The organism is Paracoccus benzoatiresistens, assembly GCF_026913015.1.
Taxonomy (GTDB): domain Bacteria; phylum Pseudomonadota; class Alphaproteobacteria; order Rhodobacterales; family Rhodobacteraceae; genus Paracoccus; species Paracoccus benzoatiresistens.
The window spans coordinates 44,375-59,348 of sequence record NZ_JAPTYD010000006.1 but is presented as its reverse complement, the minus strand read 5'-3'; the positions used below and the strand labels follow the sequence as shown (position 1 = coordinate 59,348).

Sequence of the window (14,974 nt, the reverse complement as noted above, 5' to 3'; positions counted from 1 at the left end):
AAACCGGCATAAAGCGGGGCGCCGGTCGCCAGAACCTTGTTCAGAGCGTCGGGCCGCGCCCAGGAAGGTCTCAGCCTGCGGGCTGAGGATCCTGGACCACGGCGGCATCGCGCACGGTGCCGTCCTCACGCCGCAGGGCGGGCAGGCCGACGCCGGTGGCATCGAAGCCGCCATCGACGGCCAGCGTCTGGCCGGAAATGAAGCTGGCCTTGTCCGAACACAGGAACACGATGGCCTCGGCGATCTCGCGCGCCTCACCATAGCGGTTCAGCGGGATCGCGTCGTAATAGGCGCCGATGATTTCCGGCGCGTGGACGGCCATGGCCAGCTTGGTCCTGACCGGGCCGGGGGCGACGCAGTTGACGCGGATGCCCTGTTCGCCCAGTTCCGCCGCGAACTGCTTGGTCAGGTGGATCACGGCGGCCTTGGAGGTGCCATAGGCCACCCGCAGCGTCGAGGCCCGCAGACCCGAGATCGAGGCGATGTTGACGATGGCGCCCCGGGTCTTCGCCAGTTCCGGGATGGCGGCCTGGGTGCAGAGGAACACGCCGTCCAGGTTCGTGGCCATCACCTCGCGCCATTGCTCGAAGTTGGTCTGGTGGGCGCGGGAAAACAGCGCCACGCCCGCGTTGTTGACCAGCGCATCGACGCGGCCCCACTGGCTGACGACCTGCCGGATCACGCCATCGACAGCCTGCGGGTCGGATATGTCCGCCTCGACGGGCAGGACGTTTTCCATGGCGTCGCAGGCGCGGTGCAGTTCGACGGTGTCGCGGTCCACCACGGCGACGCGCCAGCCCTGTTCCAGGAAGATCCCGGTCGCGGCAAGGCCGATGCCCCGGCAGCCGCCGGTCACGATGGCAACTTTGGAGGCGACTTTGGCGTCCTGCGTCATGTGTCTGTCCTTTCAGTCTCGACGATCAGTTCCAGCGTCACGCCGATCGGGTTTTCCCCGCGTTCCAGCGTGCCGCGCATGATGGTGCCCGCGATGTCCACGACCTCGACCGGGACGGTGGCGCGGCCCTGGGTCAGGGCCGCGCCGTCCAGCCGCAGTTCGGTGGCGTGGCAGTCCATCCGCCTGCCATCCGCAAAGCGGACATGGTCGATGCTGCCCACGCCATGCAGGCGGGCATCGGTGATGCCGTGGCAGGCGCAAAGGGCCTCGATGGCGGTGACCACGTCCTCGCCCGGCCCGATCCGCGCCAGCAGGCCGTCGCCCGCACCGCCGCCCTGGGGGGTGAACAGGGTGAAGGCGGTCTCGGCGTCGGGCAGGGCTTCGAACCAGGCATCCGGCGCGCCGATGCCCGAGACGGGGGCATCCGCTGCCAGCACCGAATCCAGCGGCAGCAGATGGCCCATCATGCCGCCCCAGGTGCCGTGGCAATGCAGGAAGGGCGCGCCGTCCTTCCAACCCACCGTGGCCGTGGCCCGTTCGATGGCGACGGGTCCCGCAGGCGCATGGGTGTCGGAATACCAGGCCGCATGGATGCCGTCGTTCGAGGGCGCGGGCAGCACGAAGCGCATCGGATCGCAGGCAGCATTGTCCAGCCAGACCACGCCGCCCTTGCAGCCCGCATCCGCGAAAAGCCGCGCCACAGCCGTCATCACGCTCCGCCCGGCGGGCAGAACCCCCGCGATCCGCCGCAGATCGGCGGGCACCGCCGTCGCGCGTTCCGCCGCGGGCGGACCGGGATGGACCATCCGCTGCTTCATGCGATCATGCCGCGGGCTTCCAGTTCCTCGCGGATCATCTTCTTGGTGATCTTGCCATAGGCCGATTTCGGCAGGGCGTCCCAGAACAGGAAGCGCTTCGGCATCTTGTAGCGCGAGAGCTTCCCGTCCAGGAAGGCGGCCAGATCTTCCTCGGCCACGGGGCCGTTCGCCACGCAGACCGCCCAGCCGATCTCCCCCCACAGGGGGTCGGGGACGCCCAGCACGGCGACCTCGTTGATGGCGGGATGGGTGAGGATCTTCTCCTCGATCTCTCGCGGATAAACGTTGGACCCGCCCGAGATGAACATGTCCGACTGCCGCCCGGTGATATAGACGAAGCCCTGCTCGTCCATGTGGCCCAGGTCGCCCGTGCGGAACCAGCCGTCGCGGAAGGATTTCGCGTTGGCCTCGGGGTTCTTGTAATAGCCCGCGAAGACGGCGGGGCCGATGCAGCAGATTTCGCCCGTCTCGCCAAGGGCGACCTCGTGTCCCTTGTCGTCCTGGATCTGGACCTCGATCCCGGTGCGGGCGTAACCGCACGTGCCGATGCGGGCGGCGGGACCGTCCTCGGCCTGGTGCAGATGGGCGGGCAGGACGGTGATGTTGCCCGTCACTTCGCCAAGGCCGAAATACTGGACCAGCACCGGACCCAGCGTTTGCAGCGCCTTCTGCTGGTCCACCCGGTACATCGGTGCGCCGGCATAGATGACATAGCGCAGCGAAGACGTGTCGGCCTGCGCCGTCGAGGGGTGTTCCACAAGCAGCTTCAGGATCGTGGGCACCGTGAACATGGTGGACACGCGCCAGTCGCGGACCAGGTCCCAGACCTGCGCCACGTCGAAGCGTTCGGTCGGCAGCAGGATCGTCTTCACCCCCCGCGCCACCTGGGTCAGCTGATGCACCCCCGCGCCATGGGACAGTGGAGCCACCACCAGCGAAGCGTCATCGGCCGTCAGCCCCGGCATCAGGTCGGCCAGGTGGTTGGTCACGACGAAGGCCATCTGGCCATGGGTCAGGACGCTGGCCTTGGGCCGCCCCGTGGTGCCCGAGGTGAAGAAGAACCAGCAGGGATCGTCGCGATCCACTGCCGCCACCTGCGGGCGCTGGCCCATGTGATCGGCGGTGATCGCCGCGACATCCGGCCCGAAATCCGCCACCCCGAAAGCAAGCGTCGTCACCCTGCAGGCCGCCGCGTGGTCGGGGAAGCTGGCGTTGCAAAACATCAGCGAGGCGCCGGAGGCTTGGGTCAGATAGGCCACCTCTTCGGGCGTCTGGCGGAAGTTGGCGGGCACCCACACCCCGCCTGCGCGCCAGACCGCGAACATGGCCTGCATCATCTCCATGCAGTTCTGCGACTGGCACATCACCCGGTCGCCCTTGCGCAGGTTGAACCGGGTCTGCAAGGCATGCGCCATGGCGTCCGCGCGGGCGTTCCATTCCGCCCAGGTCCAGCGGGCCTCGCCCATGACCAGCGCGATGCCCTCGGGATCGCGCCGGGCGGCCTGGGCCAGGAAGGTCGCAAGGTTCATCACGCGGGTGGACACGGGGACCAGCCCGCCTGCGGGGCCTGTCATCTTTCGCGCTCCAGGATGGAGCAGTAGTTGGCGACGGCGGTGCCGCCCATGTTGAAGACCCCCGCCAGCGTGGCGCCCGGCACCTGCATGGCGCCCGCATCCCCGGTCAGCTGCATCGCGGCCATGACATGCTGCGACACCCCGGTCGCGCCGATCGGATGGCCGCGCGACTTGAGCCCGCCCGAGGGGTTCACGGGCAGCGCGCCATCCATGCGGGTCGTGCCCTCGCGGATCACGCGCCAGCCCTGGCCGCGCGGGGCTAGGCCCATGGCCTCGTATTCGATCATCTCGGCGGTGGTGAAGCAGTCGTGGGTTTCCACCAGCGACAGGTCGGTGATCGACAGCCCCGCCTGATCCAGGGCCTTGCGCCAGACGCGATGCGCGCCCGCGAATTCGGTCGGGTCGCGGCGCGACAGGGCCAGCATGTCTCCCACCTGCGCGCGGGCGCGGAAGCGAATGGCGCGGGCCAGGGTTTCGGCCACCTCGGGCGCGGCCAGCACGATCGCCGCCGCCCCGTCGGAAACCAGCGAACAATCGGTGCGCCGCAGCGGTCCCGCCACCAGCGGGTTCTTGTCCGAGGGCGTGTTGCAGAAGGCCAGGTCGAAGGCCTTCTGCATATGCGCATAAGGGTTGCGCGTGCCGTTGTCGTGGTTCTTGGCGGCGATCATGGCCAGTTCCTCGGAACGGTCGCCGTTCCGCTGGAAATAGCTGTCGGTGATGCGGCCGAAGACGCCCGCGAAGCCGCCGGGGGTATCGCCTTCCTCGGCCACGTAGCTGGCCGACAGCAGCACGCCGCCCACGTCTGCGATGGGAATGGCCGTCATCTTCTCGGCCCCGATCACCAGGGCCACCTTGCCGCGACCCGAAGCGATGAAGTCGGCCGCCGCGTAAAGCGCCGCCGATCCGGTGGCGCAGGCGTTTTCGGTGCGCATGAAGGGCACGCCCGCCAGTTCCGGGCTGCCCATGGCGACAAGCGCGCCCTGGAAGTCCTGCCGCTGGAAGCCGTTGTTGTAGACGCCAGTGAAGATGCCATCCACGGCATCCGGGGTCAGCCCCGCGTGTTCCAGCGCGGGCAGCGCGACCTCGGCCATCAGGGCCATGGTATCGGGCGCCTCGGCCTTGCCGAATTTCGTGTGCGCCCATCCGACGATCAGGGGATCGGTCATGCCTTCCTCCTTTGCGGGTCAAGTTCGGCAAGGCGCGCGGCGATCGCCTCGGCCTCGCGGTGAAGCGCGGCGACCAGATCGGCCTGCCGCGCCGGGGTCATGCGGTTTTCGATGGCGGCGACGGAGAGCGCGCCGGCGGGGCGCCCGTCCGGCCAGGGGATCGCCACGCCCAGTCCCCAGGACCCCGGCACGATGCGGCCGGGGTTCAGGGCATGGCCATGGGCGCGGGCCCGGGCCAGATCCTCCGCCAGGGCGGGCATCAGGTCGCCCACCAGCGGCGCCACCCGGGCCAGCAGCGCGTCGGCCTCGGGGACCGGCAGGGCGGCCAGGATCGCCAGGGCGCCCGCGCCGACGCCCGCCGGCTTGCGGTCGCCGCGCATCAGGGCGTGGGTGCGAACCGGGAAATCGCCCTCGATCCGTTCCAGGCACAGGGTGTGGTCGTCCTGCGGCACGGTCAGCAGCACCGTGTCGCCCGTTTCGCGCGCAAGCCGCACCATCCCCTCGCACGCATGATGCAGGATGCCATGGCGCTCGGCGGCGAAACTGGCCAGAAGATAGGCCTCGGGGCCAAGATGATACCGGCGCGTCGCGCGGTCCTGCTCGACCATCCGCGCCGCGCCAAGCGCCAGCAGCAGCCGCCTGACCGTGGGCCGCGCCAAGCTGGAGGCCGCCGCCAGTTGCCCCAGCCCCAGGCCCTGCGCGCCGCCCCGCCCCACCAGCGACAACAGCGACAGCGCACGCGCCACCGCCTGCGTGCCGCCGGTGTCGTGATGGGCAGGGGCGGCGCCGTCGCGCATCAGGCCAGCGTCCTGCCGATGGCGGTTTCCAGGATGGCCCAGGCCTCGTCGCCATAGGTCTTCTTCCATTCGGCATAGAAGCCCGCCTCGCGCAGCTTGTCCTCGAAGGCCTTGGGATCGACGTCGTTGAAGACGAAGCCCTGGCCCTCCAGGTCGGTCTTCAGCGTGGCGTTCATCTGGGCGATGTCGGCCCGCTGCTTGACGGCGGCGGCGTTGAAGTTGTCGGCGACGGCCTGCTGCACGTCCTCGGGCAGGGCATTCCAGGCGCGGCGGTTGCCCAGCATCCAGAAGCCGTCCCACATGTGGTTGGTCATGGAACAGTATTTCTGCACCTCCCACAGCTTGGCGACCTTCATGATCGCCAGCGGGTTTTCCTGCCCGTCCACGATACCGGTCTGAAGCGCGGTATAAACCTCGGCGAAGTTGATCGAGGCCGGGGCCGATCCGAAGGCCGTGAACAGCGAGGTCCAGAGCGGCGACACGGGCACGCGGATCTTGAAGCCTTCCAGGTCGGCAGGGGTCGTGACGGGTTTCGCGGACGAGGTGATCTGCCGGAAGCCGTTGTCCCAGATCTTCTCCATCACGACCAGGCCCGCGCCCTCGATCTGGCCCCGCTCATAGGCGCCCAGCTCGCCATCCATGGCCTTCCAGACGGTGTCGTAGTCGGGGAAGGCGAAGCCCACGCCGTTGATCGAGGAATTGGGCACCAGCGTGGACAGGATGATCGGCGACAGCTGGAAGAACTCCACCCCGCCCGAGCGCAGCTGGCCCAGCACGTCGGTATCCGCACCCAGCTGGTTCGACGGGAAGATCTGCAGGTCGAACCGGCCGCCCGTGGCCTCCAGGATCGCCTTCTGCGCCTCGGCCAGGCGGACGTTGCTGGGATGATCCAGGGGCTGGTTGTTGGCAACCTTGTAGCTGAACTCGGCCGCCATGGCCGGACGGACCCGGATGAACGGCGTGGCAAGCGCGCCTGCGGCAGCGCCCAGCAAGATGGTGCGGCGGGTGATGCTCATGAAAATCCTCCTCCCTGAGGTATCAAGAAACGGGTCAAAGCAATGCGGTCGAGAACCAGGGCACGGCGGCGATGGCCAGCAGCCCCACCATCAGCGCGGCCAGATAGGGCCAGATCTTCGCCATCACCTGTTCGGCGGGCACGTTGGCGATCTTGCAGGCGATGTAGAAGCCGATGCCGATGGGGGGCGCCATCAGGCCGATGTTCATGGCCGTGACGATCACCATGGCGTAATGGATGTCGTGGATCCCCAGGCCGCGCGCGATGGGGAACATGATCGGCGCCAGCAGCACGATGGCGGGCAGGCCTTCCAAGACGCAGCCCAGCACCAGGAAGATCGCGATGGAAGCCAGCATGAAGACCAGCCATCCGCCGGGCAGGCTGGTGACAAGCACCATCAGGTCGCGCGCGAAGCCCGATTGCGTCAGCGCCCAGGCCATCGCGGATGCAGCCCCCAGGATCAGCAGGATCGCGCCCGACATGGCGGCGGTTTCCACCAGCATGCCCCCCACGCGGCGCAGGGGAATTCCGCCATAAAGCACCGCGCCGATGATGAAGGCGTAGAGCGTGGCGATGGTGCTGACCTCGGTCGCGGTGGCGACGCCGCCGCCGACCAGGCTGCGGATCATGAAGGGCAGCACAAGGGCGGGCGCGGCGATCAGGGCGGTCCTGCCGATCACGGCCAGGCGCGCGCGGCGCACGCCCTCCATCCGCTCGCCCCGCGCCTTCCAGCGGGCCAGCACGGCCAGGACGACCAGCAGCACCATGGCGATGGCGAAGCCGCTGGTGAACAGACCGGCGATCGAGACACCGGCGACCGATCCCAGCACGATCAGCACGATGGACGGCGGAACGGTATCGGCCATGGCCGCGCCCGTCGCCAGCAGCGCGGTCATTTCAGGGGCGGAATGGCCCCGGCGGCGCATCTCGGGGAACAGCGCGGGCGCCACGGTCGCCATGTCGGACACCTTGGAGCCTGAGATGCCTGACACCAGGAACATCGACCCCAGCAGGACATAGCTCATCCCCGCCTTCACATGCCCGAACAGGGACGCAAGAAAGCCCACGATGGCCCGGCCCATGCCGGTCGCGTCCAGGATGCAGCCCAGAAGCACGAAGACCGGCACCGACAGCAGGATCAGCGAGGACATGCCTTCGTCGATGCGGCCCATCATCACGAAGACCGGCGCGTTGGTGGCGAAGGTCAGGTATCCCAGGGTGGCCAGGGCAAAGCAGAAGGCGATCGGCACGCCCACGACCAGCAGGGCCCCCGCGAAGAGGCCCAGGAACAGCGGCAGGTTCCAGTTGCCCAGGGCCAGCACCGCAGGCTTGGCAAACCACAGGGCGGCGGCAATGGCCCCCGCTGCGACCAACGTGCCCAGGATGGTGCCCCATTCGCGCGTGCGGATGACCGACAGCACCATCAGCAGCGTCATCAGACCGATCCCCGCAGGTAGGGCCGAGGCGCGCCAGGACATTGGCAGCCCAAGCGCGGGCGAGGTGACGAAGGATTCCTCGTAGGCGTATTCGACGGCAACGGGGAACAGCCGGACCAGCAGAACGCCGACCAGAACGCTGCCGGCGATCTCCAGCACGCGGGCCAGCCGGGCGGGCAGCAGCGGCAGGAAGACCGTCAGCTTCATGTGTTCGTGCCGGTCCACGGCCAGGGCGGCGCCCAGCATCGCCATCCAGATGAAGCTGATGGATGCGACCTCGTCCCCCCAGATCAGCGGCTTTGCCAGGACGTACCGGAAGAAGACATTGGCCAGAACGGTGACGATCATCACCACCAGCAGGCCGGCCGCCGCGATCTCGACCGGGCGCATCCAGGCCTCGGCGCGCTTCGGTTCCGCCAGCGCCTCGATCCCGCCAAGCGCCAGCTCGGCATCGGCATGTGCATCCGTCTGGTGCATCCGCTTTTTCCCCTGTCCGGCGATGACGGCTTCCTCCTGCCGCCGCCCGAGTCCACATCGTGGATCTGGAAATCGCCTCTCCTTTGCAAGGGATAGGGGCAACATGGCGGGCGTGGCAACCACAAATTTGCGCCTCTTGACGCCGCCAGTGGTGGCGCCGCGCCAAGAGGGTTCCGCATGATGGAATGATTACCGACTTGTTCCGCGGCAAGAACGTGACGATCCGCCGTGCCACGGAAAGAAGGCCGCCTCGACCCTGCGGATCAAGTTCCGGAAACCTGCGACGTGAAAACCCTGCCGCCGGGCGGCGTCAGGTCGCCGCGCCCGCCGCCAGCAGGTGCTGATCCACGGCTTCGGGCTGCGTTGCCGGATCGGGCAGGCGGAAACAGACCATCTGCCGTCCGGCGGGAAGCCGGGTCACCGACCATCCCAGCAACTGACCGCCGGGACCCCTGATCAACCCGCTGTCGCGCGATCCGTCCTGACCCGACAGCCGTGCCCGGAGCGCCTCGAGCCCCGGCCCGGGCTCGGCATGGGCCTGCCAGCAGGCCAGCGCGCCCCCCAGGCTGTCGGCGGCGGCGGGCCACAGGTTCCGATACACCTGATTCGTCATCGCGACCTGGCCCCCGGGGGCAAAGACCGCCACCGCCTCGCCGATGTTGTCGAGGATGCTGCTGCCAAGCGACATCTCGGCCCGGAACTTGCGGGTCAGGCTCATCTCGGAGGTGATGTTCTCGAACAGGAAGGCCACGGCGCCGTCGGGATGGGGGCGGCCGGTCACGCGATAGGTCTGCCCGCCGGGCAGGGACCATTCCTCGACATGGTGGCCGGTGGCGGCGGCGCTTTCCAGGTTGCTCATCTGCTGACGCCAACTGCGGAAATCCTTGGGCTCGGGAACCATGCGCAACTCGCGCAGCTTGTCGAGCAGGTCGAACAGCGTGGGCCGCGCCGTCAGGAAACCCGTCGGCAGGTTGGTCAGGTCGATCAGCGCCGGGTTGAACAACTGCAACTGCCGCTGGCGGTCGAAGATCGCAAGGCCGATCGGCAGGTCGGCAAAGGTCTTGGTCAGGGTCTGGACGAATTCGCGCAGGCTGCGTTCGGCGCGCACCGCCGCATCGGCGGGCAGGGCGAACATCATGGTCTGGTCGCCGACCTGGTGGCTGTGGCAGTCGTACCAGGACACCGCGCCGTTCTGGGTCAAGGATGCCCGGCGCGTCCGGGTGCCTGCGCCGGGCACGGGACGGGGCGAGTCCAGAAGCCGGGGCAGGGGCCAGCCGATGGGCTCGGCCGACTGCGCCTCGGCCTTGCGCAGGTAGGCGGCGTTGGCCCAGGTCACCCGTTCCTCGGCGTCCTGGCGCCAGACCAGCATGGGCGTCTGGTCCAGCGAGCGGCGCAGCAGGTCCAGCTCCTCCTCCATCGCCTGCTGGGACATGGAATCGACCACGATACCGGCATATTCCGCCTGCGGATCGGTGATGGTGATGCGCAAAAGGCCCGGGTCGATCCCTTCGGCCACCAGCCGCAGCGCCGCGCTGCCCGATCCCGTCTTGCCGAGGGATTCGAAGCGGCCGAGCCGGTCGATGCGCCCCAGGGCCTCGATCGCGTCGGGAAAGCGCGGGCCGATCCATTGCAGAAGGCGCGTCCAGTCGCCTTCGGGCGCGGAAAAGCGGTCCAGAAGCGCGCGGGCGGGCGGCGTCGCATCCACCAGAACCTGGTCCCGGAACAGCAGCACCATCGGCTTCAGGCTGCTTTCCAGCCCCTGCGGCAGGCGGGGCCGAACCTGTCCGGACCGCCGGTCCCACCAGCGGACCAGCATCGTCGCCAGCACGACCGAGGCCGTCCCGGTCAGGGCCGCCATCAGGATCAGCCCGATTCCATGCAGGGACATCGTTTGCTCCTCCCCGTTTGGCCGAAGCATAGGTGGAGCAGGCTTAACAAACAGTTAAATCCCTAAGCCCCCTGCGCGGGATTGTCGCCCAGTGGCGCGCGCGCATCGGCGGCGATCCGGTCCAGCGGCCAGCGCACGGTCACGACCGCGCCCGGCCCGCCATTGGCAAAGCCAAGCCGCGCGCCGGATCGTTCCAGCAGCGTCTTGGCGATGAAGAGGCCCAGGCCCATCCCGTCATAGCCTTCGCGCTGCGCGCCCCCGCGCCTGCTTGTCAGGTAGGGATCACCGATCCGCGACAAAAGCGCGGGCGAATAGCCGGGGCCGTCGTCGCGGATCGTCACGCACAGCCAGCCATTGCCGATCTGCGATTCGACCACCACCAGGCTTGCCGCGAAGTCGACGGCGTTCTGGATCAGGTTGCGCAGCGCATGGATGATGGCGGGATCGCGGCGGATGTCCAGGCTGTCGGCCCTGATCTCGACCGCGGGGCCGCGGCCCGCATGAGGCTCGGCCGCATCTTCCAGCACGGCGCGCAGGGGGGCTGCACGCAGGTGCAGGTCGTCCTTGCCCGCCCGGCCCATGCTGCGCAGGATCTCGGCGCAGCGCACCGCCGAATCCCGCAGGGCGATGGCATCCTGCTGAAGATCGGGGCGGCCGGCCAGCTCGTCCGCCAGTTCGGCCGCGATCAGCTTGATGGTGGCCAGGGGGGTGCCCATCTCGTGCGCCGCCGCCGCCACGACGCCGCCCAGGTGTTGCAGCCGCTGTTCGCGCGCCAGCGCCATCTGCGTGGCAAAAAGCGCATTCGCCGTGGCCTGCAGCTCGACCGTGACCCGGTGGGCATAGCCCGCGAAGAACACCACGCCGATCATCAGCGCCGTCCAGTGACCAAGCGCCAGCATCGGCGCCAGAACCAGTTCCTGCCCGTCCGCGTCATGCAGCGGCAGGGCGCACAACGAGACGGCGGAGATCAGCACCATCGTGGCGACGCCCAGGGCCACCGTCTCGCGCGTGTCAAGCGAGGTCGCGGCAACCGTGACCGGCGCCAGGACCAGCAGCGCGAAGGGATTGGCCAGCCCGCCTGTCAGCGCCATCAGCGCGGAGATCTGGATCAGGTCGAAGGTCAGCTGCACGACCGCCAGCCGGGCCGAGGTCCGGCGCGGCGGCGACAGCACCTGCCACAGGTTCATGGCGACGGCCGCCCCGATCAGGGCCAGCACGGGCTCCAGCGCGAAGCCGACCCCCATGACGCGGGCCACGATCACCGCCGCCAGCTGGCCCGCGATCGCGAACCAGCGCAGCAGCACAAGGGTGCGCATGCGGATCGGCTCTGCCTCGGAAGGGGCAGGGGCGGGGGAAGGGGAAAAGGACGGATCGGCCATGCGGGCCCCGGTGCGACGATGCGGACCTTGATACGCGGGGCGGGATCGGCGATCAATGCGCCGCTTTCCCGCATGAAGGAGCCGACCATGGCCGACCGCAAAATCCTGATCATCGGATCTGTCGCAGCCCTCGCCCTGCTGGCGGCGGGCGGCATCTATCTGGCCGGCCGCGGGGGCGGCGCCCAGTTCGCCGATTGCGGCGGCAGCGCGGTGGCGGGCGGAATGGACAGCTTCGGCACCGATTTCACCCTGACGCGGCAGGACGGGCAGCGCGTTACCGCCCAGCAGGTCTTCGACAAGCCTTCGCTTCTTTATTTCGGCTATACCTTCTGCCCCGATGTCTGCCCGATGGACAGCGCCCGCAATGCCGAGGCCGCCGCCCTGCTGGGTGAACAGGGCAAGGAGGTGCAGACCGTCTTTGTCACCGTCGATCCGAAACGCGACACCCCCCAGGTCGTGGCCGAGTTCACCAGCCAGTTTCCCGGCGGCATGATCGGCCTGACCGGATCCGAGGAGGAAATCGCGGCGGTCAACAAGGGCTGGCGCAATTACTACAAGGCCAATGACGCCGAGGATCAGGATTATTACCTGGTCGATCACATGACCAATACCTATCTGGTCCTGCCAGGCAACAGGACGGTCGATTTCTTTGGCCGCGACACCCCGCCCGAGGTGATGGCCGAACGCGTGGGCTGCTTCGTCGATGCCCTTGGCTGAGAAGTGATTGCCCCTGTCCGGGTGTTGCGGCAGTGTTGCTGCTTACTCAAGGTGGGACGCGCGACATGCAAGAAGAACCCCTTCCCCGGCTGGCGCTGGGCCCCGATCCGTCGCTGCTTCTGGTGGATGACGACGAAGTCTTCGTGACGCGGCTGGCACGGGCGATGGAAAAGCGCGGCTTCGCCCCGCGCACCGCCACGCGTGTCGCCGATGCCCTGGCGATGATCCGCGACGTCCCGCCCGCCTATGCCGTGATCGACCTGCGGCTGGAGGATGGCAACGGCCTGGATGTGGTCGAGGCCTTGCGGGAATTGCGCCGGGATGCCCGCATCATCGTCCTGACGGGATATGGCGCCATCGCCACGGCCGTCGCAGCCGTGAAAATGGGCGCCACCGATTATCTGGCAAAGCCGGCGGACGCAAACGACGTAACGTCTGCGTTACTGTCGAACGGGGAATCCCTGCCCCCGCCTCCGGAAAACCCGATGTCGGCGGACCGGGTCAGATGGGAGCATATCCAGCGCGTTTACGAGCAATGCGACCGCAATGTCAGCGAAACAGCGCGCCGCCTGCATATGCATCGCCGCACGCTTCAGCGCATTCTGGCCAAACGCGGGCCGCGTTAGTTAATAATTGGACCGCTTGTAATTTCACCAAAGTTATATCAGATTGTTTTCACCAATTCAGAATGGGCAAAAAAAAATGAACTTCGACCTGGACAAGATGACGCTCAAGGAACTGCGTGATCTTCGGGCAAAACTGGACCGCGCGATTAATTCTTATGAAGACCGCAAACGCCGCGAGGCTCTGGCCGCAATAGAGGAAGCCGCGCGAGAGCACGGTTTCAACCTGGCCGACCTGACGGGCGCGAAGCCACGAAAAACCGGAACGGTTGCACCGAAATATGCAAATCCTGACGATCCGACGATGACCTGGACCGGCCGTGGCCGAAAGCCCCGCTGGGTGCAGGATAGCCTCGAGGGCGGCAAGCAGTTGGAAGACCTTCTGATCTGAGGCGCTTTCTGCGAAAGGCCGTCCCGCCGGGGCGGCCTTTCCTATGCGGGCCCTTCCGCGGCCGCAATCAGCATCCCGAAGCGTTCCAGGAATGCCTCTCGCGCTTCGGCCGGGGGGCGTAATTGAATGTGCAATACAGACAAAATCATTTCATTTTGCAGCGGAAATAGGCGCTTTGCCTCGGGAATGCCGAAGCCGGCGATTTGAACGGCCTCCAGCCGCGCTGAAATGCGGTCGGCTGCCTTGATTTTCGCCTTGATTGCCGCAGGCAATGCCGCGGGCAAACCGAAGCGGCGATGGATGGCCGCCGTCAGCCGCTCGTCCATGCGGCTATATTCAGCGCCGAGGGCGGACTTGACCGGGGAAATCATGTCCCCGATCACATATTCCGGAGCATCGTGCAAAAGCGCCGCCAGCCGCCAGCGCGTCTCGATCCCGGGATTGAGACGGGCCAGAATATCCTCGACCAGAAGGGAATGCTCCGCCACCGAATAGGGCCAGTCGCCCTTGGTCTGGCCGTTCCAGCGGGCCACGAAGGCCAGGCCATGGGCGATGTCGGTGATCTCGATATCGACGGGCGTCGGATCCAGCAGATCCAGACGCCGGCCCGACAGCATGCGCTGCCAGGCCCGGCGCGTTTTTGCCGCCATCGCGGTCAGGACAGGCGCTGATCGGCGGGCGCGCCCTGCTGCGACTGCGCGCGACGGGCCAGTTCCTGGCGATACAGCGCCACGAAATCGACCGGGTCCATGTTGAAGGGCGGGAAGCCCCCGTCCCGCGTCACGTCCGAGATGATGCGCCGCACGAAGGGGAACAGCATGCGCGGGCATTCGATCATCAGGAAAGGGTGCATCTGATCGTCAGGCACGCCCTCGATCAGGAAGACGCCGCCGTAATCCAGTTCGGCCAGGAACAGGGTCGAGTTGTCGCCCTTGTTGGTCGAGGTCACGCGGAATTTCGAGATCACCTCGTACTGGTTGTCGCCTGCGCGCTTGCGGGCGTCCAGGCTGACCTGCACGGTGATCTCGGGCTGGACCTCGCCCTGGGGGGCGCCCTTGGTGGCGACCGCGTTCTCGAAGGACAGGTCCCGGATGTATTGCGCCAGGATCTGCATGCGCACCTGCGGCGTCGCCTGTTGCGCCGTTCCGTTGGCGGTGTTTTCGTCGGCCATGGGTTTTCCCCTTGAAGGATTGAGACTTGCGCCGCGTTCTATCAGGCGCGGCCGCTGTCCTCAATCCACGGCCTGGGTCCGCGTCCTCAATGCTGCGTCCAGCCCGATCCGCCGCGGCGCGGGGACGGCGGATTGCCCTCCACATCCTCGGGCAGATCCAGGGGCGGGCGCGGGCTGCGGGCTGCGGGCTCGTCCTCGACCACGTAATCGGCATCGATCACCCCGTCGGCATAGGGCGGGCGATGCGCCTCGCGCCGGCCGACATGGACGGCCCGGACGCGCATCCGCCGCCCGGCCTGCCGCATCACAAGATCGCGCACCGGCGGGATCAGCAGCAGCAGCGCGACCAGGTCGGTGAAGAATCCCGGCACGATCAGCAGGAGGCCCGCGATCAGCAGCATCATGCCATGGGCCAGCGGGCGCGAGGGATCGCGCAACTGCGCCAGGCTGCGCTGCGCTTCAAGCCAGGCATGGGCGCCCTGGCTGCGGATCACCGCCATGCCCAGAAGGGCCGCCAGCACCACCAGCCCCAGCGTGGCCCAGACCCCGATCAATCCGCCCACCTGGATGAACAGCGCGATCTCGACGATCGGCAGCGCCACGAACAGCCACAACAGCCACATGCCC

The 14,974-nt window shown here is 67.7% G+C and carries 15 protein-coding genes; 3 read left to right on the top strand and 12 right to left on the bottom strand.

All coding sequences use genetic code 11. From position 1 onward, the window contains the following. Positions 1 to 70: 70 nt before the first annotated feature. The 9 genes from OU682_RS06820 to OU682_RS06780 all read right to left on the bottom strand — a co-directional run bounded on the left by OU682_RS06820 (position 71) and on the right by OU682_RS06780 (position 11,445). The gene (locus OU682_RS06820; protein WP_268941323.1) at positions 71 to 895 is read right to left on the bottom strand and encodes an SDR family NAD(P)-dependent oxidoreductase; all 825 of its coding nucleotides are present in this window, start codon (positions 893 to 895) and stop codon (positions 71 to 73) included. Further along, a complete protein-coding gene (locus tag OU682_RS06815; protein ID WP_268941322.1) occupies positions 892 to 1,713 on the bottom strand; it encodes a PCC domain-containing protein in 822 nt (273 codons plus the stop codon). Before OU682_RS06815 ends, OU682_RS06820 begins: the two co-directional genes overlap by 4 nt. After that, complete coding sequence (locus OU682_RS06810; protein WP_268941321.1) at positions 1,710 to 3,287, bottom strand: acyl-CoA synthetase; 1,578 nt, start codon at positions 3,285 to 3,287, stop codon at positions 1,710 to 1,712. The genes OU682_RS06815 and OU682_RS06810 overlap by 4 nt, the downstream gene beginning before the upstream one ends. Continuing rightward, positions 3,284 to 4,453: an acetyl-CoA acetyltransferase gene (locus OU682_RS06805; RefSeq protein ID WP_268941320.1), complete on the bottom strand. Its 1,170-nt coding sequence runs from the start codon at positions 4,451 to 4,453 to the stop codon at positions 3,284 to 3,286. The genes OU682_RS06810 and OU682_RS06805 overlap by 4 nt, the downstream gene beginning before the upstream one ends. Continuing rightward, a complete protein-coding gene (locus OU682_RS06800) occupies positions 4,450 to 5,250 on the bottom strand; it encodes an IclR family transcriptional regulator (protein WP_268941319.1) in 801 nt (266 codons plus the stop codon). The genes OU682_RS06805 and OU682_RS06800 overlap by 4 nt, the downstream gene beginning before the upstream one ends. Then, on the bottom strand, positions 5,250 to 6,266 hold the full coding sequence (locus OU682_RS06795; protein ID WP_268941318.1) for a TRAP transporter substrate-binding protein: 1,017 nt from the start codon (positions 6,264 to 6,266) through the stop codon (positions 5,250 to 5,252). Before OU682_RS06795 ends, OU682_RS06800 begins: the two co-directional genes overlap by 1 nt. 34 nt (positions 6,267 to 6,300) lie before the next feature. After that, positions 6,301 to 8,178 (bottom strand): TRAP transporter large permease, encoded by a 1,878-nt coding sequence (locus OU682_RS06790; protein WP_268941317.1) that lies wholly within the window; start codon positions 8,176 to 8,178, stop codon positions 6,301 to 6,303. Positions 8,179 to 8,488: 310 nt separating this feature from the next. Further along, the gene (locus OU682_RS06785; RefSeq protein ID WP_268941316.1) at positions 8,489 to 10,066 is read right to left on the bottom strand and encodes a PAS-domain containing protein; all 1,578 of its coding nucleotides are present in this window, start codon (positions 10,064 to 10,066) and stop codon (positions 8,489 to 8,491) included. A gap of 62 nt (positions 10,067 to 10,128) precedes the next feature. Continuing rightward, positions 10,129 to 11,445, bottom strand: a complete 1,317-nt coding sequence (locus tag OU682_RS06780; protein WP_268941315.1) for an ActS/PrrB/RegB family redox-sensitive histidine kinase — start codon at positions 11,443 to 11,445, stop codon at positions 10,129 to 10,131. Positions 11,446 to 11,532: 87 nt separating this feature from the next. Here OU682_RS06780 and OU682_RS06775 point away from each other — a divergent pair, with 87 nt between their 5' ends. The 3 genes from OU682_RS06775 to OU682_RS06765 all read left to right on the top strand — a co-directional run bounded on the left by OU682_RS06775 (position 11,533) and on the right by OU682_RS06765 (position 13,176). After that, positions 11,533 to 12,162, top strand: a complete 630-nt coding sequence (locus OU682_RS06775) for an SCO family protein (protein WP_268941314.1) — start codon at positions 11,533 to 11,535, stop codon at positions 12,160 to 12,162. A 65-nt stretch (positions 12,163 to 12,227) separates the two neighbouring features. Next, positions 12,228 to 12,788, top strand: a complete 561-nt coding sequence (locus tag OU682_RS06770) for an ActR/PrrA/RegA family redox response regulator transcription factor (RefSeq protein ID WP_268941313.1) — start codon at positions 12,228 to 12,230, stop codon at positions 12,786 to 12,788. 76 nt (positions 12,789 to 12,864) lie between these two features. After that, a complete protein-coding gene (locus OU682_RS06765) occupies positions 12,865 to 13,176 on the top strand; it encodes an H-NS histone family protein (RefSeq protein ID WP_268941312.1) in 312 nt (103 codons plus the stop codon). A gap of 41 nt (positions 13,177 to 13,217) precedes the next feature. Here the strand turns inward: OU682_RS06765 and OU682_RS06760 are convergent, their stop codons facing one another. The 3 genes from OU682_RS06760 to OU682_RS06750 all read right to left on the bottom strand — a co-directional run bounded on the left by OU682_RS06760 (position 13,218) and on the right by OU682_RS06750 (position 14,970). Further along, the gene (locus OU682_RS06760; RefSeq protein ID WP_268941311.1) at positions 13,218 to 13,826 is read right to left on the bottom strand and encodes an HD domain-containing protein; all 609 of its coding nucleotides are present in this window, start codon (positions 13,824 to 13,826) and stop codon (positions 13,218 to 13,220) included. Positions 13,827 to 13,831: 5 nt separating this feature from the next. Beyond that, a complete protein-coding gene (secB, locus tag OU682_RS06755; protein WP_268941310.1) occupies positions 13,832 to 14,347 on the bottom strand; it encodes a protein-export chaperone SecB in 516 nt (171 codons plus the stop codon). Positions 14,348 to 14,433: 86 nt separating this feature from the next. Beyond that, on the bottom strand, positions 14,434 to 14,970 hold the full coding sequence (locus OU682_RS06750) for an FxsA family protein (protein WP_268941309.1): 537 nt from the start codon (positions 14,968 to 14,970) through the stop codon (positions 14,434 to 14,436). Between the last annotated feature and the right edge of the window lie 4 nt (positions 14,971 to 14,974).

What these genes read in the sequence shown, in the direction of transcription:
- OU682_RS06820 (WP_268941323.1), bottom strand. Translation starts at nt 895, where the DNA reads ATGACGCAGGACGCCAAAGTCGCCTCCAAAGTTGCCATCGTGACCGGC.
- OU682_RS06815 (WP_268941322.1), bottom strand. Translation starts at nt 1,713, where the DNA reads ATGAAGCAGCGGATGGTCCATCCCGGTCCGCCCGCGGCGGAACGCGCG.
- OU682_RS06810 (WP_268941321.1), bottom strand. Translation starts at nt 3,287, where the DNA reads ATGACAGGCCCCGCAGGCGGGCTGGTCCCCGTGTCCACCCGCGTGATG.
- OU682_RS06805 (WP_268941320.1), bottom strand. Translation starts at nt 4,453, where the DNA reads ATGACCGATCCCCTGATCGTCGGATGGGCGCACACGAAATTCGGCAAG.
- OU682_RS06800 (WP_268941319.1), bottom strand. Translation starts at nt 5,250, where the DNA reads ATGCGCGACGGCGCCGCCCCTGCCCATCACGACACCGGCGGCACGCAG.
- OU682_RS06795 (WP_268941318.1), bottom strand. Translation starts at nt 6,266, where the DNA reads ATGAGCATCACCCGCCGCACCATCTTGCTGGGCGCTGCCGCAGGCGCG.
- OU682_RS06790 (WP_268941317.1), bottom strand. Translation starts at nt 8,178, where the DNA reads ATGCACCAGACGGATGCACATGCCGATGCCGAGCTGGCGCTTGGCGGG.
- OU682_RS06785 (WP_268941316.1), bottom strand. Translation starts at nt 10,066, where the DNA reads ATGTCCCTGCATGGAATCGGGCTGATCCTGATGGCGGCCCTGACCGGG.
- OU682_RS06780 (WP_268941315.1), bottom strand. Translation starts at nt 11,445, where the DNA reads ATGGCCGATCCGTCCTTTTCCCCTTCCCCCGCCCCTGCCCCTTCCGAG.
- OU682_RS06775 (WP_268941314.1), top strand. Translation starts at nt 11,533, where the DNA reads ATGGCCGACCGCAAAATCCTGATCATCGGATCTGTCGCAGCCCTCGCC.
- OU682_RS06770 (WP_268941313.1), top strand. Translation starts at nt 12,228, where the DNA reads ATGCAAGAAGAACCCCTTCCCCGGCTGGCGCTGGGCCCCGATCCGTCG.
- OU682_RS06765 (WP_268941312.1), top strand. Translation starts at nt 12,865, where the DNA reads ATGAACTTCGACCTGGACAAGATGACGCTCAAGGAACTGCGTGATCTT.
- OU682_RS06760 (WP_268941311.1), bottom strand. Translation starts at nt 13,826, where the DNA reads ATGGCGGCAAAAACGCGCCGGGCCTGGCAGCGCATGCTGTCGGGCCGG.
- secB (WP_268941310.1), bottom strand. Translation starts at nt 14,347, where the DNA reads ATGGCCGACGAAAACACCGCCAACGGAACGGCGCAACAGGCGACGCCG.
- OU682_RS06750 (WP_268941309.1), bottom strand. Translation starts at nt 14,970, where the DNA reads ATGTGGCTGTTGTGGCTGTTCGTGGCGCTGCCGATCGTCGAGATCGCG.